The organism is Parabacteroides sp. PH5-46, assembly GCF_029892785.1.
Taxonomy (GTDB): Bacteria; Bacteroidota; Bacteroidia; order Bacteroidales; family Tannerellaceae; genus DFXE01.
Genome location: NZ_JARXXA010000019.1, coordinates 54,895 through 77,940, shown reverse-complemented (window position 1 = coordinate 77,940; position 23,046 = coordinate 54,895). Strand labels below are relative to the sequence as shown.

21 protein-coding genes are annotated in these 23,046 nt (G+C 42.8%); 11 read left to right on the top strand and 10 right to left on the bottom strand.

The window, feature by feature from the left end:
* Window positions 1-737: 737 nt before the first annotated feature.
* Entirely contained in the window at window positions 738-1,988 is a 1,251-nt protein-coding gene (locus M2470_RS16145) for a site-specific integrase (protein ID WP_280745987.1), read from the bottom strand.
* Window positions 1,989-2,752: 764 nt separating this feature from the next.
* Here M2470_RS16145 and M2470_RS16140 point away from each other — a divergent pair.
* The 6 genes from M2470_RS16140 (at window position 2,753) to M2470_RS16115 (ending at window position 10,936) form a co-directional block, all read left to right on the top strand.
* Window positions 2,753-3,793, top strand: coding sequence for an endonuclease/exonuclease/phosphatase family protein (locus M2470_RS16140; RefSeq protein ID WP_280745988.1), 1,041 nt, complete (start codon window positions 2,753-2,755; stop codon window positions 3,791-3,793).
* An 11-nt stretch (window positions 3,794-3,804) separates the two neighbouring features.
* Window positions 3,805-5,415 carry a patatin-like phospholipase family protein gene (locus M2470_RS16135; protein ID WP_280745989.1) on the top strand — a complete coding sequence of 537 codons (1,611 nt, stop codon included), beginning with the start codon at window positions 3,805-3,807 and terminating at the stop codon, window positions 5,413-5,415.
* Window positions 5,406-8,012 carry a DUF5916 domain-containing protein gene (locus M2470_RS16130; protein ID WP_280745990.1) on the top strand — a complete coding sequence of 869 codons (2,607 nt, stop codon included), beginning with the start codon at window positions 5,406-5,408 and terminating at the stop codon, window positions 8,010-8,012. Before M2470_RS16135 ends, M2470_RS16130 begins: the two co-directional genes overlap by 10 nt.
* Before the next feature lie 49 nt (window positions 8,013-8,061).
* Window positions 8,062-8,943: a hypothetical protein gene (locus tag M2470_RS16125; RefSeq protein ID WP_280745991.1), complete on the top strand. Its 882-nt coding sequence runs from the start codon at window positions 8,062-8,064 to the stop codon at window positions 8,941-8,943.
* Window positions 8,944-9,038: 95 nt separating this feature from the next.
* Entirely contained in the window at window positions 9,039-10,091 is a 1,053-nt protein-coding gene (locus M2470_RS16120) for a lactonase family protein (RefSeq protein ID WP_280745992.1), read from the top strand.
* A gap of 8 nt (window positions 10,092-10,099) precedes the next feature.
* Window positions 10,100-10,936 carry an OmpA family protein gene (locus M2470_RS16115; RefSeq protein WP_280745993.1) on the top strand — a complete coding sequence of 279 codons (837 nt, stop codon included), beginning with the start codon at window positions 10,100-10,102 and terminating at the stop codon, window positions 10,934-10,936.
* On the opposite strand, the gene M2470_RS16110 is transcribed toward M2470_RS16115, so the two are convergent.
* Window positions 10,937-11,995 (bottom strand): winged helix DNA-binding domain-containing protein, encoded by a 1,059-nt coding sequence (locus M2470_RS16110; protein ID WP_280745994.1) that lies wholly within the window; start codon window positions 11,993-11,995, stop codon window positions 10,937-10,939.
* Between the two features lie 79 nt (window positions 11,996-12,074).
* Here M2470_RS16110 and M2470_RS16105 point away from each other — a divergent pair, with 79 nt between their 5' ends.
* Window positions 12,075-12,494 carry an organic hydroperoxide resistance protein gene (locus M2470_RS16105; protein WP_280745995.1) on the top strand — a complete coding sequence of 140 codons (420 nt, stop codon included), beginning with the start codon at window positions 12,075-12,077 and terminating at the stop codon, window positions 12,492-12,494.
* A gap of 104 nt (window positions 12,495-12,598) precedes the next feature.
* On the opposite strand, the gene M2470_RS16100 is transcribed toward M2470_RS16105, so the two are convergent.
* Complete coding sequence (locus M2470_RS16100; RefSeq protein WP_280745996.1) at window positions 12,599-14,134, bottom strand: family 43 glycosylhydrolase; 1,536 nt, start codon at window positions 14,132-14,134, stop codon at window positions 12,599-12,601.
* A 108-nt stretch (window positions 14,135-14,242) separates the two neighbouring features.
* Here M2470_RS16100 and M2470_RS16095 point away from each other — a divergent pair, with 108 nt between their 5' ends.
* The 4 genes from M2470_RS16095 (at window position 14,243) to M2470_RS16080 (ending at window position 16,684) form a co-directional block, all read left to right on the top strand.
* Complete coding sequence (locus tag M2470_RS16095) at window positions 14,243-14,758, top strand: DsbA family protein (protein ID WP_280745997.1); 516 nt, start codon at window positions 14,243-14,245, stop codon at window positions 14,756-14,758.
* Window positions 14,759-14,959: 201 nt separating this feature from the next.
* Window positions 14,960-15,619, top strand: a complete 660-nt coding sequence (locus M2470_RS16090; RefSeq protein WP_280745998.1) for a 50S ribosomal protein L25/general stress protein Ctc — start codon at window positions 14,960-14,962, stop codon at window positions 15,617-15,619.
* A gap of 78 nt (window positions 15,620-15,697) precedes the next feature.
* Window positions 15,698-16,261 carry an aminoacyl-tRNA hydrolase gene (pth, locus tag M2470_RS16085; RefSeq protein ID WP_280745999.1) on the top strand — a complete coding sequence of 188 codons (564 nt, stop codon included), beginning with the start codon at window positions 15,698-15,700 and terminating at the stop codon, window positions 16,259-16,261.
* Complete coding sequence (locus M2470_RS16080; protein ID WP_280746000.1) at window positions 16,262-16,684, top strand: RNA-binding S4 domain-containing protein; 423 nt, start codon at window positions 16,262-16,264, stop codon at window positions 16,682-16,684.
* 15 nt (window positions 16,685-16,699) lie between these two features.
* Here the strand turns inward: M2470_RS16080 and M2470_RS16075 are convergent, their stop codons facing one another.
* From M2470_RS16075 to M2470_RS16045, 7 genes are all read right to left on the bottom strand, one after another.
* Window positions 16,700-17,716, bottom strand: coding sequence for a Gfo/Idh/MocA family oxidoreductase (locus M2470_RS16075; RefSeq protein ID WP_280746041.1), 1,017 nt, complete (start codon window positions 17,714-17,716; stop codon window positions 16,700-16,702).
* A gap of 11 nt (window positions 17,717-17,727) precedes the next feature.
* Window positions 17,728-18,450, bottom strand: coding sequence for a 2-phosphosulfolactate phosphatase (locus M2470_RS16070; protein WP_280746001.1), 723 nt, complete (start codon window positions 18,448-18,450; stop codon window positions 17,728-17,730).
* Window positions 18,447-18,773, bottom strand: coding sequence for a type II toxin-antitoxin system RelE/ParE family toxin (locus tag M2470_RS16065; protein ID WP_280746002.1), 327 nt, complete (start codon window positions 18,771-18,773; stop codon window positions 18,447-18,449). The genes M2470_RS16070 and M2470_RS16065 overlap by 4 nt, the downstream gene beginning before the upstream one ends.
* Window positions 18,755-19,084: a hypothetical protein gene (locus M2470_RS16060; RefSeq protein WP_280746003.1), complete on the bottom strand. Its 330-nt coding sequence runs from the start codon at window positions 19,082-19,084 to the stop codon at window positions 18,755-18,757. The genes M2470_RS16065 and M2470_RS16060 overlap by 19 nt, the downstream gene beginning before the upstream one ends.
* Window positions 19,085-19,234: 150 nt before the next feature.
* A complete protein-coding gene (gene gcvT, locus M2470_RS16055; protein WP_280746004.1) occupies window positions 19,235-20,320 on the bottom strand; it encodes a glycine cleavage system aminomethyltransferase GcvT in 1,086 nt (361 codons plus the stop codon).
* A 12-nt stretch (window positions 20,321-20,332) separates the two neighbouring features.
* Window positions 20,333-21,553, bottom strand: coding sequence for a peptidase T (gene pepT / locus M2470_RS16050; RefSeq protein ID WP_280746005.1), 1,221 nt, complete (start codon window positions 21,551-21,553; stop codon window positions 20,333-20,335).
* Window positions 21,554-21,564: 11 nt separating this feature from the next.
* Window positions 21,565-22,968: an amidophosphoribosyltransferase gene (locus M2470_RS16045; protein WP_280746006.1), complete on the bottom strand. Its 1,404-nt coding sequence runs from the start codon at window positions 22,966-22,968 to the stop codon at window positions 21,565-21,567.
* Window positions 22,969-23,046 lie beyond the last annotated feature (78 nt).

Genomic DNA, 23,046 nt, shown 5'->3' with positions numbered 1-23,046 from the left:
AATAAAAATGTAAATGTCTATATTTACGGTAATTACAAAAACCGTCCGTGTAGTTTCATAAAAAGGTGAAACATTTTTATAAACAGAAGCCGTCAGAAAGTCCTGTAAAATCCGTCTCAAATTGTAATAAAAAAGCCCGTTTGCAAGAGTGAAGGAATAAGCCTTATAAGAGTGAAATTTGTAAACATTTTATAAACAGTCTAATTATCTGATAGTTATGTCGATTTTTCGACAATTATCGACCTATTGGGAGAAGAAGAGGCGTATTTGTGTTGGAAACGCATTAGATTGATTTTGCTCGCATAAAAGTTAAAGGTGAACACCTTGAATGGATACGAATTCGGCTAAAGTCTGTTTTTCTACCACATTTTTCAGCCTTTGTCCTCTACATGAGGCTTGTAAGGCGTGGGGCTTCGATGTCGACAGAATATAGCTTACCCGACCGGGCAATTTTTGTTTGTATGCTCAGCTCCCGATATATATTTTCCAGACTACTTTATATGTATATCCACAAATTCAATTCGCAATAATTGTGAATACATTGACAGGAATTAAGTATTTTCAACGTATTTAAATGGTAGATATTTGCAGAAACATATTGGTTTTTCTCTTTTTTCTGTCACTTGGTAAGTGACAGATATGTTGATAAACAGATATATACTGCAAATATAGATAAAAATAACCATTCTTTTCTTATCTTTTTCCGGAAAATACAAATTAACTTAATATTCTATCAGCTACATAGCATGGGTAACTGCTTTTGCTACCGTCTCATTGGCCTTATCGAGCACACTTCTGTCGAAAGAGGCCAGGTAGATGCGGGTAGTTGCCTCGGAGGTGTGTCCGAGGGCTTCGCTGATAACTGCCAGAGGCAGGTTTGCCTCCTTGGCGATGGATGCCCAGGTATGGCGGGCTACATGCGTAGTGAGTTTGTTCTTAAGCCCCAGAAACTGTGAGATTTCTCCCAGCTTCTGGTTCTGTTTCCGTAAGCCGCTCTCATATTGCAAGCGGGGGGAGACATTCTTCCGGGTGATGATGGGGAGAAGGTAGGTGCTTTCTTCAGTGAGTGGCTGGAAGATCTCCAGTATATCCTTAAGCTTCCGGTTCACCTTCAATTCGATCCGTTGTCCGGTCTTCATCCGCTTGTATGATATAACATCATCCTTGAGGTCTTCTTTTTTCAGGAAGGCCATATCTACGTAAGACATGCCTCTAGCATGAAAACTGAAAAGGAACATAAGAAGGGCCTGCTGCAGGTGGAAAGGAAGTCCGGTGGAAGTTGAAGGCTGTAGCTTAGCTTCCACTTCGTCAAGCAAGTTCATTTCTTTTTTGCTCAGGGCACGCTTTTTAGTGGTGTCATTCCCGGTGAATACATCACGAAAGGGCTCTATGCTGTGTGCCTGGAAGAGACCTTCCTCTGCTGCCTTGTTGTAGATAGCCCGTAGGTTACGCATATAGAATGAAATACTGTTGCGTGCTAGCCCCTCTTCTGAGAGCTGAAACTCAAAGTTTTTCATTAACAAGGGGGTAATGGTGTCAAAGGTTATCCGGGGTTTCTTGCTGAAATTGATAAACCTGGCCAGTACGGTCTGGTAGGCTCGGGCAGTACGTATCTGCCCCCTTTTCAACAATCTTTCGACTAATTTGTCGGTGTAATCCGCCATGCAGATCTTTTCTTTATGCAGCCTATAGGCAGCAGCTACTTTGGCAGCATCAGGTGCACCTTCTCTTTCAAGCCGTAAGGCGGTGGATTCAACAAAGTAGCGGTCACTTTCCAGCTCCGCTTTTGCCCACGCCAGGTGGGCGGATCGATCCCCTCTGGCAGCCTGGGGGATAATCATCTGCCTATCCAAATTCCACTCACAGGGATACAGTTGGATACGGGTTGACACATTGTACGCAGTACGATTGCTGATAATACGTACAAAAAGGCGAGAAGCGCGTCCTTCCACACTGGAGGCCCGCAACATAAACTTTACGGAAATCATCTTATCTTTCTTTTTAAGGTTAAAAAAACGCCAAGTCCAAAAGGATTAGTCATTGAATATATCTGCTAAAGTATAAAAAAACACAGAGAATTGCAAAGTGTCAAATTGTTAATTTACCCCTTGCTTGCAGGCCGTATTTGGGACTGAAGCAGGGTTTGCTTGCAAAGAAGACGTTTATTTGGCACTTAAGCTTTGTTGTTTTGCAAGCTGCAGCACGCAGAACGGAACACGCAGAACGCTCTTTTAAACATTTTTCGTCTATTATTCTATATTCTTTAACCCAAACCTGTCTTTTTGTTATCTTAAAAAGAATAGCGTTTTTGGGTGGCTTTTGCGTTAAAAAGTGCTTCGTTTTACACATTCTCGCCACTTGATTTTAAGCTTGGCCGGAATAGTCAAAAAATCATTTGGATGAATCTCCGGAATCATTTGGATCAATGGGGGAATTTAATTGGATGATTTACTGAAATCATGAAGATAAAATGGGGAAAAGTTGATTATTTTACCAAATATATATTAAATCTTATATCGATTTGGTTAATAAATGTTTTGTTTTTTATATTTTTGTCGCTTTTGAATAAAAGAGGTGTTAGATCAAATTTGCTTTTTGATGAAATATGAAAGGATATAAGGTGTTTTAACATCAAAATAATAGATTTACTGTATTTTGTGGATTTTTGAAAATTTGGCATTTATTTCTTTTCATTTTCAGGCTATTATATTAATTTTGTTGTAAATGATTACTCACACCTTAAACTACTATTATGCCATATTATCATCCAATCCGGAAAATAGCGGATACAGAAGAACGACTACGCGTGGTGGAAAGACTTTTATTATTGCGTCGTCAGCTTGACAGGGAAATACCTCAGAAAACAGCAGAAGAGTCTCTTTTACTGGCTACCTGGAATATTCGGGAATTCGGAAATAATCGTCGTACCGAGAGCCTGTATTACATTGCCGAAATACTTAGTCGGTTCAACCTCATCGCCATTCAGGAAGTATCCAGTAATATGAGCGGACTTGAAAAGGTTATGAATATCCTGGGACATGGCTGGGATTACATTGTAACAGACAGTACCGAAGGGAGTGCCGGAGGGAGCGAACGAATCGCCTTTGTATATGACACCAACAAGGTTTTTTTTCGGAAAATGGCCGGAGAAATCGTGCTTCCGCAGGACAAACTGATACAAGGTGAATATCAGTATGCGCGTACCCCATTCTGTGTAGCACTACAGGCCGGCTGGTTTAAGTTTCATCTGGCAATGGTGCATATATATTACGGAAAATCCAGCGGAGTAGACCCACGAAGAGTAGCCGAGATAGACAGCATTGCCAAATTCCTGACCAAACGCTCCAAGAAAGAAGATACCAGCTACATCCTGCTGGGAGATTTCAATATTCCCAAATGTGGAGACGAAACCATGTTGGCACTCGAAAAGAATGGATTCTTCATTCCTGATTGCATCAAAGAACATCCTACAGATCTGGGAAATACAAAGCATTACGATCAGATAGCCTTCAACCTAAAGCTGGATAAGGCAATGACTGTTTTCTCCAAAAAAGAACAGAAAGCCGGAGCCTTTAACTTTACCGAATCGGTTTATACTCCTGATGACGTAAGCATTTACCGCAAATACTTCGACCCCAAATATACCGTAGGAAAAACTGACAAAGAAGTGGAAAAATACTATATGTCTAAATGGCGCACTTTCCAAATGTCGGATCATCTGCCGCTTTGGGTAGAACTAAAGGTTGATTTCAGCAACCAATATCTGGAAAGAATAAAGAAAGAAACAAAGTAACAACAACGATCATGGGAAAAGAAGATCTGAAAATAGCATTGACGTTCTCGGGAGGAGGCTATCGTGCGGCTACATTCCACCTGGGCGTTCTGTCGTACCTGGATTCCGTACAAACAGGTGATGGTTCTACACTGCTAAAGCAAGTAGTGGCACTATCTACCATATCCGGTGGAACCATTACCGGATTGAGGTATCTGCTGGGAGTAAGCCGGGAAGAAGCTTCGCCGGAAATATTCAATGCGCTTTATTCATTCTTTACGGATGTAGACCTGGCTACCCTTGCCATGCAGAACCTTTCATCGTATAAGGAAGGAGAAAGTGCTTCGCTTATCCGCACAATGGCAGATATATACAATGAAAAACTGTTCAACGGAGCCCGTTTCGGCAAGCTGATGGATCACGTAAAAGAGGGCCATATCAGCCAGTTTTCAGCCAATGCTACCGATTTCACTAACGGACTGGCCTTCCGCTTTCAGGCTACGACAGGCAAGCAGGATAAAGACAGCGGCTACGGCATTATCGGAAATAACAAAATAAGGATATCGCGCACCATCGCCCGGCATATACGACTGTCGGAGATACTGGCTTGTTCGTCTTGTTTCCCCAGCGGCTTTGAGCCTGTGATGTTTCCGCAAAACTTTGAGATGGGTGAATCGCAGGAGGTAAAAGAATATAAAGAAAAGGTAGAGGCTTTCGGCATTATGGACGGCGGGATTGTTGACAATCAAGGCATAGAGCCCATCCTACTGGCCGAACAACGCATGAGAAGCAATTATCCCGGAAAAGAGGATAAATGTCTCGACCTGATTATTATCTCAGACGTATCGAGCCCTTACATGGACTCGTATAAGGCAAGCAAATTGCAACTGCCCAAGTGGTTCAACAAACTCAGTTTGCATAAATTGTCTTCTTACTTTTGGATAGTAGGAGGTATTATGACTCTCCTCACTACCCTATCCCTGCTATGGAGGGCAGACTCATTCTTATCCGGGCTATTGGTGGTTTGCTGGTTCATTGCCATAATAGGCGTAGCTACTTTTTTATTTGCAAAGAAAAAGCTCGTTAAACTGGCCGAGGGAACGATTGTGAAAGACAGCATACCATCTATTCTGAACCTGAAGTTCGGTGATATAGCCACATTGGTAGCCAACCGGGTAAGCTCTGTTCTACTATTGACATCCTCTATCTTTATGAAGCATCTCAGAAGGATGAACTACCGGAGTACCTACACAGACGAAGGCTGGATGAACCGTTGCATCATGAATGGAATCTACGAACTGAGACCCGGCGAAACCTGGGAAGCAAACCTAAAAAGTAAACACCTTCCGGCCTATTTAAAACCAAGCGAAAAGATACAACAAAACTCCGTAAAGGCAGCTTCTATGGGAACAACCCTTTGGTTTACACCGGAAGAAATAGCCTCCGGTATGCCCGATGCCATCATTGCCGCAGGCGAATACACGGTGTGTTTCAACCTGCTTCAATACATAGAAGTCATCAAAAAAGACCCTCGAAACACTACCGGGCAACACCAAGTAATCCTGGCTTGCGAAGCACAATTAAAAGCAGACTGGGAGAAGTTTCAGGATAATCCATTATGGGGAATGAGCAGATGGAAGTAAAAAAACATGTACTACTACTTCTTTTGTCAGGCTTTCATCTGTTGTCTTTTGCCCAGCAGGATGTTATACCATTTGACAAAGCCTATAAGAGAGCCTATCAGATAACAAAAATAACAGAAAAACAGCCTGTGATCGACGGCAAGCTTGATGACGCATGCTGGCAAACACAGGGAGAATGGTCTGATGTTTTTGTACAGAATAGTCCGCATGAAAGGACGCCCTCTACCTCCCCCACCCGGATGAAAGTTTTATACGACGACAAATCCATCTACATCGCTGTTTACTGCAAAGAAGATGAACCGGATAAAATCATTCGTTTCATCGGAAACAGAGACGACAACAGCCTGGGCGACCTTGTCAGCGTGGCATTCGATACCTACCACGATTATCGGGCAGCTCCTGAGTTTAACATCAATGCAGGAGGCAATAAAAGCGACCTGATCGTAACAGACAAATTAGATATAAACAGTAGTTGGAATGCTGTATGGGAGGGGCGAACACATATAAATAAGGCCGATTCGAGTTGGTCGGTCGAAATGCGTATCCCTTTCAGCCAGCTACGCTATAACCACCTCTCGAAAGAGGGAATCTGGGGATTGCACATACGGCGTATCATCCGTCACAAAAGCGAAACCCAGAACTGGAGTCTAATCCCGCTAAAGAACAATGGCCACGTATTTTCCTTTGGTGAACTACACGGCATGAACGATCTGCCGAAACCCCGGAATATGGAATTCCGTCCTTATACAATGGGCAAATATCAACGTGAACCTAAGATAGCCGGTAGCCCGTACCAGAAAGGGAACAGTTGGAGTGGAAACGTAGGACTGGATGCCAAATTCGCCCTGTCCGACTTCACATTAGATGTAACCATTAATCCCGATTTCGGACAAGTAGAGCTGGATCCTTCGGTGATGAACCTGACTGCTCTTGAAACGTTTTACGATGAAAAACGTCCTTTTTTCCTGGAAGGAAAGCACATCCTTGACTTTTCATCCGGAAATGATATGATGTTCTATACCCGCCGCATCGGTTCTGCCCCTTCAATCCAACCGGAAGTAGACAATATCTCCGGATTTGCCGAAACAAAAGAAAATGTACCGATTATCGGAGCCCTGAAGCTAACCGGTACCAACCGGAAGGGGGTAACGATAGGCGTAGTACAAAGCGTAACCGCTCGTTCAAGCGCCAAAGTGACCCATGACGGAAAAGAAAGCAAACAGGTAGTAGAACCGCTAACGAACTATACAGTTGGCCGGGTACAAAAGAACTGGAAAGGGAATGTATTACTGGGAGGTATGATTACATCTGTGAACCGGTCGCTAAACGAGCCGCACCTGGAAAAAGTGCTGGTTCGCAATGCTTTTACAGCCGGTATCGACTATACCCACTATTTCAGCAACCGCCTGTATTACATCGACGCAAAAGGAATGTTCAGTTCGCTGAACGGAACGAAAGAAGCCATTACGCTTGTACAGACAAACCCCGTCCATTACTATCAGCGAATCTCCGCATCAGACTATCTGGGAGTAGACAAAAACCGAACATCGTTGAACGGGACAAGCGGATATATAAAAGTAGGGAGGAAAGGAAATGCCAAATGGTCCTTCTCGGAGGAGTTTAAGTGGACATCTCCCGGCTTCGACCTGAATGACATCGGCTACCTGAAACAGGCAGATGGTATCTCCAACGAAACAGAAATAAGATTCAAACAAACAGACGTATGGAAAATATTCCGCTCCAATACCCTGATGCTCTCACAGGGGAACAAATGGGACTATGGGGGGAATGTCATAGACAATCATGTGAATTTCCAATGGGAAAGCATGTTCCTGAATCGATTTGAACTGAGTATATATGAAAACTTCGCCTGGAACTGGGTAGAGACGCGCCAGCTACGGGGAGGCCCGGATATGCGTTACGACCCTTATTTCTACACGATTGTCACTTTCAACACAGACAAGGCTAAACGGGTGATGTTTAAGGTAAAGTATGTAGGAGACATGGAAACCGATGGCTATAATAAATTCAATACCCTGTCACCCAGTCTTACCTTCCGCCTGGGAAATCACACCTACCTGTCGGGCCAGTTTGATTACTCATGGAATAATGACAATCTGCAATATGTAGGCACTATACCTCCGGAAGGCAATACAGCCGGACAGCATAGCCAGGCAACCTATCTCATGGGACGCATGAAACAAAAAACATACGGCCTAACGATGAAACTACAGGTAAACGTAACCCCCGACGTATCCGTGCAATTTTACGGTTCGCCATTTACCTCGTCCGGCACATTCAGCGACTTTAAAGAAGCTGCCGACACCAAATCGAAAACATATAATAAACGTTTTCACGCATATAATGCGGAGATTCCGTTTGGCAATCCCGACTTCAGCTTCAACGAATTTCGCTCCAACCTGGTGGCCCGTTGGGAATATATGCCCGGCTCTACACTCTATCTGGTATGGGAACATAGTATGTCAGACCGTCAGAATCAGCACGTTTCGGGATGGGGAAACAATTTAGACCACATGTTTGGCCTCCCCTCTACAAATACATTCATGATTAAGCTCAACTACTGGTTCGATTTGTAGAGACTTTTTCTTAATTTTACACCGGAAAATCTGAAATAATTTGCAAAGAATGAAAATACGCATGTTTCTACCGGTAATGCTGATTGCCTACTTGCTTGCTTGTTGCATCTCCTGTGCCAAAGAAGAAGGCAATACTACACCCGAGGAACGACTGCCGTTTACAGATACAGTTACCTTTTCTGTTAGCCCGGTACGTCTGAACTTGTTTGAGAAGACTGATTATGCTATCTACAAAAAAGACAAGAACGGAGACAGGATCAATATAACATATAATCTGATGACCCAGCTGGATTCTCTGATATGGGACACACCGGAGGTGTTTTATGATGTATGTAATATCGACAAGATGATTGTATCCCGCGAACAAAGTTATTACTTGCCGGGTACTTATAAAACAGTGATAAGCCTGTATAGAGACAGCAGCATGATCCTGACCGAGTCGGTAGAGGTAACAGTTGAATTAGTTGGCGACTTCCTGGGTATTGACTGGGAAGAGGATGCACTTCTATCCAACCGTTACAACTACGTATCCAATGTTAAAAACTTCACACTTGGTTTGTCTTATATTCAGGACGAAGTAGCCCCTTTAGCCTTATTGGGATACTGGATAAACAATTATAACGGACGAGAAGAACACCTGGCCCAACTGGCAAGTATACGCCCTTTCTTTTACGATTATATCACGCTATTATATGGTAAAAGTGCTTTCCTTTATGAAGGAGATGATTTATCCCAATCACCATTGCATACGGAGTATGAAAAACGCTTCAGCTATCCGTTGGAAGAGCTCTTTCCTGATATTTCTTATTTTCCCTTAGCAATATGGGATACGGATAGTTCGCATATCATACTGATCGGTTCCTTACCTGGTGACCCGGGTGTATTGGAGATTTCAAATTATTATGTACTGGCAGAACCCCGAAAGTTTTAAAACACAAAGATTGTCATTAAAAAGCAAATGTGTATCTTGCGGAACAATAATACGGCCTTAAACAAAAAGAATCAATAAAAAGCAAATTAAAAGTTATGAACGGTTTTTTATACTTACTGGTAGGAACATACACCCTGGGACTGAGTGAGGGAATATATGTTTATAAATTTGACACAGAAAATGGTAATGCAGAGTATGTAAATATGGTAAAGGTAAATAACCCCTCCTATATGGACATAACAGTAGATGGAAAGTATATCTACGCTGTAACGGAACAAGAGAACGAGACATCATTTGCCAATGCAATATCCTTTGAAAAAGAACAAGCCAAGCTAACCTTGCTGAACAGCGAAAAAACGTATGCATCATCTCCCTGCAATATTGCAGTATCCCCCAATGGAAAAGATGTAGTGACAGCAAATTACGGAGGCGGAAGTATTACCGTATTTCCTGTTGAATCAAACGGAAAACTGGCATTTGCTTCTCAAATGATTATGTTTGAAGGTTCGGGATCCGATACATTGCGTCAGCGGATGCCTCACATTCATTGTGTGAAATTTTCGCCTGATAATAAGTATTTATTCGCTGCCGACCTGGGTACCGACCGCATGTATCGCATCGAGATCAACCACCCGGACTCTGCCTTATTCCTGAAAGAAGGTTCGTTAAAATCATTCAAAGTAGCCAGCGGATCAGGGCCACGCCACTTTATGTTTCACCCCTCCGGTAAATACATGTACCTGCTGAATGAACTGTCGGGAACGGTTATCGGATTCAATTATAAAGACGGAGAGCTTAGTGAATTCCAGACGATAGAAGCTGACACCTTACACGCAAAAGGTAGTGCAGACATTGGAATCACTCCGAACGGTAAATTCCTGTATGCCTCCAATCGCCTGAAAGGAGACGGAATAGCCATCTTTACCATCAATGAAAAAGATGGTAAACTGACTCGCACAGGCTATCAGGATACAGGCTTGCATCCCCGCAATTTTGTTATCACCCCCAATGGCAAATTCCTTTTATCTGCCAGTCGGGACGATAGTATGATAGAAGTATTTGAAATTGACCAGGATTCAGGTTTGTTGAAGAATATTGAAAAGAATATTGAAGTAGACATGCCGGTTTGCCTCAAGTTCATTAATTAGTATTTTACATGAAAAAAGTTGGTTGTTTAATTATTGCGACAGTCCTGATTTGCAGTACTTCCTGTGTGTCAAAAAAGAAGTACCTGTTGGCTGAAAACGGACGTCTGGAAGCTATCCAACAAGGAGAAGACCTTAAAAGACAGTTGGTGAATTGCCTGGATGACAGTGAAAAATTAACCAACCGCCTGGAAGCGCTATTGAGTGATACCGCATCATTGGGGCATTCGATACGAAGGTATCAGTCGCTCTTGTCTTCCAATATGAGTGAACAAGACAAGCTGAACACTCTACTAAACCAGAAAATGGAAGAACTGAGCCGTCGAGAACAAACAATCAACGAATTGCAAGGATTGGTGAATGCTCAAAATGAGAAAGTACAGGCGTTGCTCAACAGTGTGAAAGATGCCTTGCTTGGCTTTGGTAGTGATGAGCTTACCGTTATGGAAAAGAATGGCAAGGTATATGTTGCCATGGCAGACAAACTCCTCTTTGAGTCGGGCAGTGCAAAAGTGGACAAACGAGGAAAAGAGGCTTTATCAAAACTGGCCGGTGTATTGAATAAACAAACCGATATAGACGTCTACATCGAAGGCCACACAGACAGCAAACCGATCAAGACGGTACAATTCAAGGATAACTGGGACCTAAGTGTCATTCGCGCCACATCCGTAGTTCGTATTCTTACACAGGATTATGGGGTTAATTCGTTACAGATACAACCCTCCGGACGAGGTGAACACATGCCGGTAGACACCAATGAAACAGCCGACGGCCGCAGCAAAAACCGCCGGACAGAAATCATTATGGCTCCTAAACTGGATAAACTGCTTGAAATTCTGAAATAATCAACCGTTTCGGAACGATTTATAAGCGTCCGACACCGGCTTAAACAAGGATTCTGTTTTCTTGCTTACCTTTTCAAAAAAGGTTAGTTCTGCTCCTTTACTCTTGATGGAAGCATTTTTCCATGTACCGATAATTTCTCCGTTTAGTGTTACAGCCGGAGAGAAAATACCATTCATACTTATCACTTTTTTGTAATGCTTATCCACAAGTATTTCTGCCCTGTCTTTATAGCCAACGATATACTCGTCAAAGGCCGGAAGTAATAATGTAGATGGCTCGTCTGAGTCCGGAGGGAGTTGAAGGTCACTCTTAAACCAGTAGGTTTGTTCTCCTTTCTTTTCGCTGATAAAGGCCGGTTGTATATATTCTATCCCTTTACGGGCATCCGTAGTAGTTAAACCCGACCACCAGACGAAATCTTGCAAGGTGGCAGGTCCATGACTGCTAAAATACCGCTCTGCTAACTTGGCTATCGCCTCATCTTTAGTCAGCGAAGCCTTCTTTTTAGCACGAGTTTCCAATAAGCAGTAGGTCTGCTTACTTCCTTTTACTATTCCGTTACAGACAACAGCATCCAACTCAGCCCATGTCATGACATTCCCAAGGCGGTGAAGGTCTATATCTAGTCCGGTGGCATTCATCCTGTCGGCTATTTCCTGCTTGGTAAGATGCGGTTCCTTTTCCAACACCTTTAGCATTAACGGAGTGGTTCTTTCCAGGTATAAATCATCGTCATTAAAATGTTTATGATAGTTTTTTATGATAGATTTAATGCGGGGAGCCGTTAGTTCCAGCATCCAGTAAATATCGTCTGCCGACACAAAATGCCAGGTAGGACGCATGATATGAGTTCGGATGATCTTCCCCTCATTAATGGCTTGCTCTACTAATCGATCTGTTGTTTCAGGAAGGCGCAGGCCTATCGCCCATTTTGCCATACTGTAGGCTTGTGCCTGCATGGCACCCATCCACGAAACTACTTCTTGCGGTTCTTTCAAGCTGCAAGTTGTTAACAATTGGTTGTACAGACGGACACGTCTGATTGTTGCATCATTCATTTTTTTTCATTTTTTGAACCTTTATAGATCCTTTTTGTTTAATAGATGAAAGTCAAACAAAAATAAAAAAATTATTGATATGAAAGTATTATATACCGCTGTCGCCACCTCTGTAGGTGGAAGGAATGGACACGTAAAATCTTCTGACGGAGTATTGAACCTTGAAGTGAGATCCCCTAAAGAGATGGGCGGAGCGGATGGCCCCTACACGAACCCTGAACAATTATTCGCGGCAGGCTACTCAGCCTGCTTCGGTAGTGCACTTAACCTCGTAGCCTTAAAACAAAGAAAGAGAATCGAATCATCTGTTACTGCCAAAGTAAGTATCGGTGAAAAAGCCGAAGGAGGCTTTATGCTGGCTGTAGAGATGAATGTTAACATTCCCGGCATCGACCAAAAAGAAGCGGAAGCTCTCGTACAAGAGGCACACCAGGTATGCCCGTATTCCAATGCTACCAGAAACAATGTAGAAGTTACTCTAAAAGTAACCACTAAGTAAGACAAAAAAAGAAGGTAATAGATTAACCATCCATTATATTAGGGGGATAAAGCAGGCTACACATATTGCCGGCAGCATTCCCCTCCTTCTCTTTATAAAGTATTTTACAAATACGTCATTTTAAAAGACGAGAAAACGCCCGGAGCTTCCTGATCGCCTATATGGATTACCCCCGAACGAGCCACTCTGTCCCAACGAACAAGCTTGCTACAGTCTACAGACGCTATATCCAAAGACTCTTTTGTTTTTCCGTCTTTGCTCCAGTAGAAAGAACAGTAACAACCCTTGCTTACTTCTATCCCCAGTAATATATTATCATCCGCCCAGGCCATCTCCTTCAGAAGCGTTTCATGTCCGTCTACAATGGTTTTAAGGACTAGTTTATCTTCTTCAAACACCCAGATTAACAGATTCTTGTTGTCGCCATACATCGTCAATCCTTTTGCACTCTTATTTTTGTTGGATATCTGAACTTCATAGCTATAATGAGGTGCTGACGGACGAAGGCATAATGCCGTACCATACAAATTTCCCTCCTTGGGTATTCCTGATAAAACCAGTTGATTATTTTCTATTTTGGCTGTAAAGTCTGAGTAAACATAGTTCCAGCTCCACTCTTTTTTCAGTTGTTTATCCTGAAATGAATCTTCAAAATCCACCGATACTTGCTGAACTGTATGTTTGAAAGGCATCGGCTGTACTTTACACAAGGTATCTCCTCCCAGGAAATGCACCCACTGGTCTTTTCCTACGGTTATCTCTTGCAAAACCGGTTGACGCCCCATATAGAAATCATCACCGGAAGAATAAGCATGACACAGATAGAACATCCGACCATCAGGCGTTGTAGCAACCGTACCATGCCCACAGGAGATAAAATCCTTGCCTGCATGAAGGATGGGGTTCCCCTCGTATTTCTCATACGGACCTTTAAAGTTAGTAGAACGAGCTACATATACATCATAATCACTATTCGGGCCACAACATCCATGGGCTGAATAGACGATATAATAATAATCTCCTTGCTTAAAGTGAGACTGGCCTTCCATGCCGATATTCTCATCATCTATCATCAATGAGAAAGGCTCTCCTTCCAAAGACAAACCATCATTGGAGAGTTTGCTACCTAAGAGTTCTATCGGGCGCTCATCCAGCCCGTAGGCTTTCCAGCTAATATACAATCGCCCTTCATCATCATAGATAAAGGCATCAATAGCTTCTGTTCCAAACTCTATCAATAATCCGTGATCGGTGAATTCGCTGGTGGGATCCGGCGCTGTAGCTACCCCGATATAAGAAATACCATCCGTCTTACGACGAGCTGTATAGTAACAATATACCTGGTTGTTATGATGAAAAAGTTCAGGCGCCCAAAACGAAGACAAGGTCCATTCCGGCTGCTTGTTAAAAATATGTCCGGTTTGTGTCCAATTCACCAAATCCGTAGAAGTAAATACCGGATAAAAAGGAGCCCATTCTGAGGATGTAGCGGTAGCATAATAAGTCTCGCCTATCCTTATTATAGAGGGATCTGCCATATCTCCCGGGATCACCGGATTGGTAAAAAACTCCTTTTGCTCTTTTGTCGTAGAGCAAGCAAATAAGATGGCACACAGAATAATAGCGATTAGTTTGTTCATATAAATAATTATTTGTCGGATAAAGCAGCAAGTAATCCTGCGAAGGTAAGGAAAAAACAAATACCAGTATTCCGGTGTTGTAATAGAAAGTAATTAAAAATAAAAAGTATGGCTATAGTAGTGAATCAACATGAACACATAAGGGGACAAATAAGCGCTCCTATTGAGTTAGTAGAATACGCAGATTATCAATGTCCGTATTGCAGAAAGGCTTTTTACGTGATGCGAGATATACAGGAACGTCTGGGGCAGGATTTGATGTTTGCTTTCCGGAATTTCCCATTGACAGAATTACATGCCAACGCCATGAATGCAGCGCTAGCTGCCGAAGCGGCAGCACAGCAAGGTAAGTTCTGGGAAATGCAGATGTTGCTATTCGACAACCAGCAGTATCTACAGGATTACAACTTGCTCGAATATGCGCAAAAACTCAAGCTCGATGTCTCAAAATTTCAAGCTGACATGAATAGCGAAAAATGCCTGCAGAAGGTGCAGAAAGACTACCAGTCGGGTGTTGATAATGGAGTGGAAGGAACTCCCACCTTCTTTATTAATGGTAAACGCTTTGAAGGTGATTGGAGAGATGACGATTTTGCCGATTTTCTCCTGTCTTTCATCGAATAAACCTTCATCTATCCTGTTGGTATTTTATTATCCTAGGATCGGAATTGAGCGTAAATTTAATGGATACAGATTGAAATAAAAGCTTTTATTCCTTTGTTAATACGAAAGAAAGACGTATTTTTGCAGCGCTTTTTTAAGCCCATAAGTGTGATGGGAAATTAGGAAGCAACTAATTTTGAGTAACACAAACAAATTAAAGAAATGAAAACGTATCAATTAGAAGGAACACCCAGAGAAGCAGTAGGTAAGAAAGCGGCTAAAGCCATTCGTAAAGAAAGCAGTATCCCTGCTATTTTATATGGAAGCGAAGTGGTTGCTTTACCGTATGAAGGAAAATTAGGTAAAGGTCAAAAGCTTATCGAAAGCCATAATGGTAATGGTATCATTGTAACACACTTTACAGTTACAAAAGAGGCTATCCGTAATCTGATCTATACTCCGGAAGTATTCTTGGTAGAACTATCTCTGGAAGGTGGCAAAAAAGCAATGGCTATGGTTAAAGATATTCAGACTCAGCCGGTAACAGATGAAATTCTGCATATCGACTTCTTGGAAATCTTTGATAACAAACCAATCGTTATCGAGGTACCTGTTAAACTGGAAGGACACTCTGAAGGTGTAAAAGCAGGGGGTAAATTAAGCCTGGAGATGAGAAAACTAAAAGTGAAAGCCTTGTACAAAGATATCCCTGAAAAGTTGCTTGTAGACATAACAAACTTAGGCTTGGGTAAAACAATACAAGTTGGTTCTCTTCACTTTGACAAGCTGGAACTGGTAAATGCTAAGAATGCTGTTGTAGCTGCCGTTAAGTTGACACGTGCTGCTCGTGGAGCAGCTGCTGCCGCAGCCGCAGGCAAATAATCAGGATATACACTTCCAAACATACACAAGGGAAGAGCGTTCACCGAATGTTCTTCCCTTGCTTTATTATAAGTAATTATGAAGTATCTAATAGTAGGATTAGGCAATTTTGAGTCCCGGTATTGGGGAACACGTCATAATATAGGATTTCGTATTGTAAATGCAGTAGCCGAAGATGCCGGCGTACCCTTCACCGAAGCACGCTACGGAGCAATCGCTAAATTACGTATCAAAAACAAAGAATTGGTGTTGTTAAAGCCAAACACATTCATGAACCTCAGCGGATTGGCCGTTCGTTACTGGTTGCAGAAGGAAAACATTCCCGAGGAAAATCTATTGGTTATTGTAGACGATATCGCCCTACCCTTTGGCACCTTACGCCTGAAGCCTAAAGGAAGCCATGCCGGGCATAATGGCTTACGCAACATAGAAGAAATTATAAACACACAAGAATACAGCCGCTTACGCTTCGGTATAGGAAGTGACTTCCCACGTGGCAGCCAGGCACACTTCGTCCTCTCACCTTTTGATCCCGACGAAATGAAAGCCATGCCCGAAAAGGTGAAAAGAGCCGTAGAAATGGTGAAAAGCTTCTGCCTATCCGGCATACAAACAACAATGAATTTATTTAACAATAAATAAATGGAAGAAGTAAGAATCGATAAGTGGATGTGGGCTACCCGCATATTTAAAACCCGCACGATTGCTGCCGAAGCATGCAAAAAGAATCGAATCATGATTAATGGGGTGAGCGTAAAGCCTTCGCGTATGATCAAACTGGGAGAGGTTATACAGGTAAAGAAACCACCTGTTACTTATTCGTTTAAAGTATTGGGACTAACAGAGCGCCGCATGGGAGCCAAACTGGTTCCTGAGTTCCTGGAAAACATTACGCCTCCCGAACAATATGAAATACTGGAAATGAACAAGATATCCGGCTTCGTAAACAGAGCCAAAGGACTTGGACGACCCACTAAAAAAGATCGTCGCGACTTGGATATGTTTGCCGAAAACGATGGTTTCGACTTTGATTTTGATTTTGATTTCGACTCGGAAGGGGAATAAAACTATCCTCCGGTTTTAATTGTCTGCAGGATAAATTACTCCCAACTGACGACGAACTTCATCTATTATCTCCATCGTAATAAGAGAATTCTCATGTGAATTGACAGATGACTCTCGTTTGCCGGAAATAACCAGGTTTATAAACTCCTCTATCTCATAGAAGTATTCGTCTTTATCGGTAACTAGACTGATATCCTCCATAGCAGGCTGGGGACCTTTACCCGAAGCAGCCTGCAAACGAGGTGTAAAGCTGACATTCCCTATTATATTGATACGATCTAACATTATATTTCCGTCTTCACCCTGAATCTCAGTTGGTAATGACGAGTTGGCTATTTTGGAATAAAGGATAGTTGCATTCATACCCTCATACAGGAAGTTAACAGCACCCTGACCATCTGCCCCCGAAGACAAGACAATCCCCGAAGTATCAATCTTCAACGGACGTCCAAACAAAACCACCATCGGATACACCGTATAAATTCCTATATCCATCATTGCCCCGTTTGAACACTCCGGTTTAAAGGCATTTAAAACGATCCCTTCCTTAAACTTATCATAGCGGGAGGAATACTGGCAGTAACAAGAGAAATAACGGCGTACCGTCCCTACCCTTCCCAGATTTTTCCTTACAGTTGTAAAGTTAGGGGTAAGTGTCGGTTTCATAGCCTCCATTAAAGTTACATTATATGTTTGAGCAGCCTGTATCATCTCTTTGGCCTCTTTGGCATTGGAAGCGAAAGGCTTCTCACAAAGTACATGTTTGCCATATTGCATGCACAAGATACTCTGCGAAGCATGCAGAAAATTAGGAGACGCAATATATACAGCATCTATCAGTGGACTCTTAGCCATCTCCTCCAAAGATGTAAAGGTATGAGGTATCTGATGTTTTGCAGCAAAAGCATCCGCTGTTTCCTGCGTCCGGGAATAAACCGCCACCAACTCAAACCGCTCATCCTGCCTGGCTCCGGCAATCACCCAATCCGTAATAAAATTCGTTCCAACAACTCCAAAGCGCACTTTTTTCATATGTTTTTCCATTATTTATAATTACGTAAGATCAGCATTTCATTTTCGATATGAAGCTCTGGGACAGCATTCGTTAGGTTTAATGAAAGACAATAGGGAACAGAATCTTCCAGCCGATTGGCTTTCAGTCGGGGTAAATGGTCGGTTTGTTCCATATAGGTATTCAGATCTTGCTTGTGGGTATTCCACATATCACGGGCTATTACAGCAGCATCACTTGCTGTCTGATACTGTCCAGTATTTAATAATACTTCCGTCAGAGCCCCACCATATAAGGTATCTTCAATATTTACCTTATCTTCCCAGCCGGAAGCAAGAACCACTACATCCCGCTGATGCTTCAGACAGTAATCCGCAACTGCCTGCAAATTCACAAAGGCGCCTATCACAACACGATAAGCATCCTTCGCTACAGTAATGGCTTTCGTCCCATTTGTTGTTGTAAACACAACATCCTTGCCTTTCACCATCTCTGGGGTATAATCAAATGGGGAATTGCCAAAATCGGCAAAATCGCAACGCTTCACATTCCGCTCGGCACCAACCAACCAGCCTTTTTCCTTATAGGCTATCGCCTCTTCAATAGTTGCAACAGGACGAATACTACGAACTCCATTCTGAAACGCAGTAGCCATCGTAGTAGTAGCCCGGAAAACATCCACCACCACTACAACACTCTCAGCATCATGATACACCGGATACAAAGCCGGCGAAAAACAAACGTCTATTTTCATATATATTTCCCTAACTCTTGTTTTAAAGTATCTTCATTCTGGCGACAATCCCAGACGGCATGAATATCTACTATATTTTCTCTTACTGTATAAATGATTTTAAACCTTCGAATAACCAACAAATACCTATAACAAACCGGCAAATCAGTCAATAATGGCTCAATTTGTCCGGCATAAGGAAACACTTTAAGCATATTAGGAGCAGCTATTAATGTGTTATATAGCAACAAAGCTGCTCTTTCATTTTTCTCAGACAAAAAAGAATAATGATCTACTAATTGCTTGATAGCGATAGGCTGCCATTCTATTTTGACATCCACCATTGCGGTTCCCTTTTCAGCACTTCATCATGACTTATCCCCATGCCTTGAGCAGATTGCTCTTGCGCTATCGCCAACTGTTCCTTTAGCTCTTCTAGTGTATATTGAATTGGCGAACGAGTAGACATAGAAGTTGCAGCCAAACAGGTTAGCTCATCTACTAGTTCTTGCAACAATACAGGATCATCAATATTCATGATTAGTTTTGTTACTTCTGCCTTTAGATTCATATTTCTTTCATACGCAATAGCCGGCTCATCCACCTTTTTAGTAGAATCACCCTCCGGTATATTATCATAAGGTTTTGTTGTCATACTTGTTGGTTTCAAATTTGCTATAAAGATAAGGATTATCTTCTCCAACTATGTAAGATAAACCAATCATTTTTGAGATGGGGTTCCAGCAAAGTACAAAGAAAGGCTATCTTTTGAGGGACAGCCTTTACTCTTTTATCGTATTTCTTCTTATTTCCTGAATGGAGCTTTGATTACTTCGGCTTTCAGGTCTCTGTTGCGTACTTTGATGAATAGTTCGGTGCCTGCCTTGGCGTATTCGGGTTTTACGTAGCCCATGCCGATTCCTTTTTTGAGGAAGGGCGACATAGTGCCGGATGTTACTACTCCTATGATATTACCGTCTTTGTCTGCTATTTCATAGCCATGGCGGGGGATACCTTTGTCTATCATTTCAAACGGGATCAGCTTGCGGCTAACGCCTTCTTTCTTTTGGCGTTCCAGTTCGGCACGGTTTGGAAAGTTCTTGCCTTCTACAAACTTGGTGATCCAGCCTAAGCCTGCTTCTATTGGTGAGGTATTATCGTCCAAGTCATTGCCATAGAGGCAGAAACCCATCTCCAGGCGAAGCGTATCACGGGCTCCTAAGCCAATGGGCTTGATACCTTCCGGCTTGCCTGTTTCAAAGATGGCATTCCAGATGGTCATGGCATCGCTGGGATAGAAGTACAACTCAAAGCCTCCGGTTCCGGTGTATCCTGTATTCGAGATTATTACGTTCTTGCATCCGGCAAATTCTCCCGTTACGAACGAGTAATAAGGTATGGCAGAGAGGTCAATCGAAGTCAGGCGTTGCAACACTTCCGTTGCTTTCGGACCTTGTACGGCCAACTGAGCTACATTATCGGATGAGTTTTCCAACTCGGCTCCCATTGTATTATGGCTTACGCACCAATCCCAGTCTTTCTGGATGTTACCAGCATTTACAACCAGCAGGTATTTTTCCGGCTCGTAGCAATATACCAGAAAATCGTCTACAATACCACCTTTATCGTTGGGAAAACAGGTATATTGTGCCTTTCCTACCGCCAGAGTCGATACGTCATTGGTTGTTACACTCTGCAGAAATTCAATGGCTTTCGGGCCTTTCACCCAAAATTCGCCCATGTGAGATACATCAAATACCCCTACACTATTACACACGGTCATGTGTTCATCAATGATACCGGAATATTCAATCGGCATATTATACCCTGCAAATTCATGCATTTTCGCACCTAATGCAATATGTACATCAGTAAATGGCGTCTTCTTCATGTCTTCTTTTATTTAAGATTGCTTTGTTAGTAACTCTGTTATTTTTATAATTGTTTCCATGCTTTTTTCCAACGACTTCACTGGCAGAAACTCATACCTTCCGTGAAAGTTCAGGCCTCCGGCAAAAATGTTCGGACAAGGTAGTCCCATAAAGGATAGGCGCGAACCATCGGTTCCCCCACGGATAGGTTTTACAATCGGTTTCACACCCACAGCTTCCATCGCTTTGTAAGCCAGATCAATGATATGCTTCTGAGGTTCTACTATCTCGCGCATGTTGTAATACTGATCGCGCACTTCCAACTGTGTACTGCCCGGATATCGTTCATTCATCAGATTAGTAAGCGATTGCAACATTTCTTTCTTTTGCTCAAACAGCTTACGATCATGGTCGCGCACAATATAAGAAAGGCTTGCTTCCTCTACTGTCCCGCTCATATTTGTCAGGTGGAAAAAGCCTTCATATCCTTCGGTATGCTCCGGTCGCTTGATTACCGGTAACCACGAAGCAAACTCAGTAGCCAATAGCGAGGCATTCACCATTTTACCCTTAGCTGTTCCGGGATGTACATTCAGCCCTTTGAAGGTTACCTTGGCGGCAGCGGCATTGAAGTTTTCATACTCCAGCTCGCCAATTTGCCCTCCATCAATGGTATAGCCCCATTCACAGCCAAATTGCTTTACGTCAAAATGGTCTGCCCCCTGCCCTATTTCTTCGTCAGGCGTAAAGGCTATCCGTATCTTTCCATGCTCTATTTCAGGATGTTCAATCAGATATTGCATGGCTGATATAATGGCAGCAATTCCTCCTTTATCGTCGGCTCCCAGTAAGGTAGTACCATCTGTTACGATAATATCTTGATTCACATAATCATTCAGTTCGGGAAACATGCTAGGCGACAATACAACCCCTTGCTTTTCCGACAAAACAATATCGCCTCCTTTATAAGCTACAATACGAGGTTTTGCATCCTTTCCCGACATATCCGGACTGGTATCCAGGTGGGCGATAAAGCCGATAACAGGCACCTTCTTAGACGTATTTGCCGGAAGCGTAGCCATCAGGTAACAATTATCATCCAATGTTATATCTTCCAGACCGATCTCTTTCAATTCCTTTGCTATCTCTTCAGCCAATACTCGCTGACCGGGGGTACTTGGCGTTTTCCCGGATGTTTCACTCGACTGAGTATCGTATGAAACATACTTCAGAAACCTGTCTACTATCTTCATTTTATTTACGTTTAAAAATAACTTGTTCCGTTGTAGCAATGCGTACAAACACATTCTTTTGGCAGCTTAATAGCGGCTACCAGGTCTTCAACCGTATTAAAGCGCAAGGTAGTAATATTTAACTTCCTGCGGATACAATCTATCATTTTATTATACTGCTCAGAGTCTGTTTGAGCATACAGGTCGAGGTCTTTCGTATCGTCTCCTTCCAGCTCCTTTACCGTACGGCGGGCTATCAATTCCAGCGGTGAGCGAGAAGCTGTAAAGCCGATAAACGGACAGGAATGTAAGATAGGAGGACAGCCCAAGCGCATGTGCACTTCATCTGCTCCATAGCCATACAATATATTTACATTGTCGCGTAACTGGGTGCCACGCACAATGGAGTCGTCACAAAAAATAACCCTTTTGCTGCGTAGCAACTGACGGTTGGGTATTAACTTCATTTTCGCTACCAGGTCGCGCACCGACTGATTAGCCGGAGTAAAGCTACGAGGCCAGGTAGGCGTATATTTGATGATGGCGCGGCGATACGGAATGCCTTTTCCTTCGGCATATCCCAGTCCCATACCTATACCCGAATCGGGGATGGCAGACACATAATCAGCCTCTACATTGTCTTTCTGAGCCATAGACATACCACAGGCATAGCGCACGGCATCTACATTTACTCCTTCATAGTCGGAAACCGGATATCCGTAATATACCCAAAGGAAAGAACATACCTGCATTTTTTCATTCGGCTCACGCAATACCTCCATGCTATCAGGAGTAAGCATAACAACCTCTCCCGGCCCCAGATCGTAAGACAATTCAAAATCAAGGTTGGGGAAGCTACACGGTTCGCTGGAAGCTGCATAAGCCCCTTCTTTCTTCCCTACCAGAACAGGCGTACGGCCCAATTTATCCCGGGCGGCTATTATTCCGTCTTCCGTAAGAATCAGCATAGAACAGGAGCCTTTTATTTTGTTCTGTACAATCTCTATTCCTTCGGTAAACGTTCCTCCCTGCGAGATCAGCAAAGCGATCAGCTCTGTTTGGTTTATTTGTCCGGAACTTAACTCCGAGAAGTGACAACCACTGGCCAGCAGTTCCTTCTCCAGTTCTACCAGATTATTCACCTTAGCAACCGTAACAAGCGCATATTTTCCCAGATGCGAGTTGATAAAGATAGGTTGAGGATCCGTATCACTTATAATTCCTATCCCCGAATTACCTTCAAATTTTTCAAGTTCCTTTTCAAAACGGGTACGAAAATAAGAGTTCTCCAAGTTATGGATCGAACGCTTGAACACCCCGTTATGCAAAGTAGTCATCCCCCCTCTACGGGTTCCTAAGTGTGAGTTATAATCTGTGCCATAGAACAAATCGGTAGCACATGCCGATTTAGATATAGTCCCGAAGAATCCGCCCATTTGATGTTTGCGTTTTTATAATTTTTGAAGCACAAAGGTAAACGATTCCTCAAAGAAAACAAAAGCTGCCTCAATATA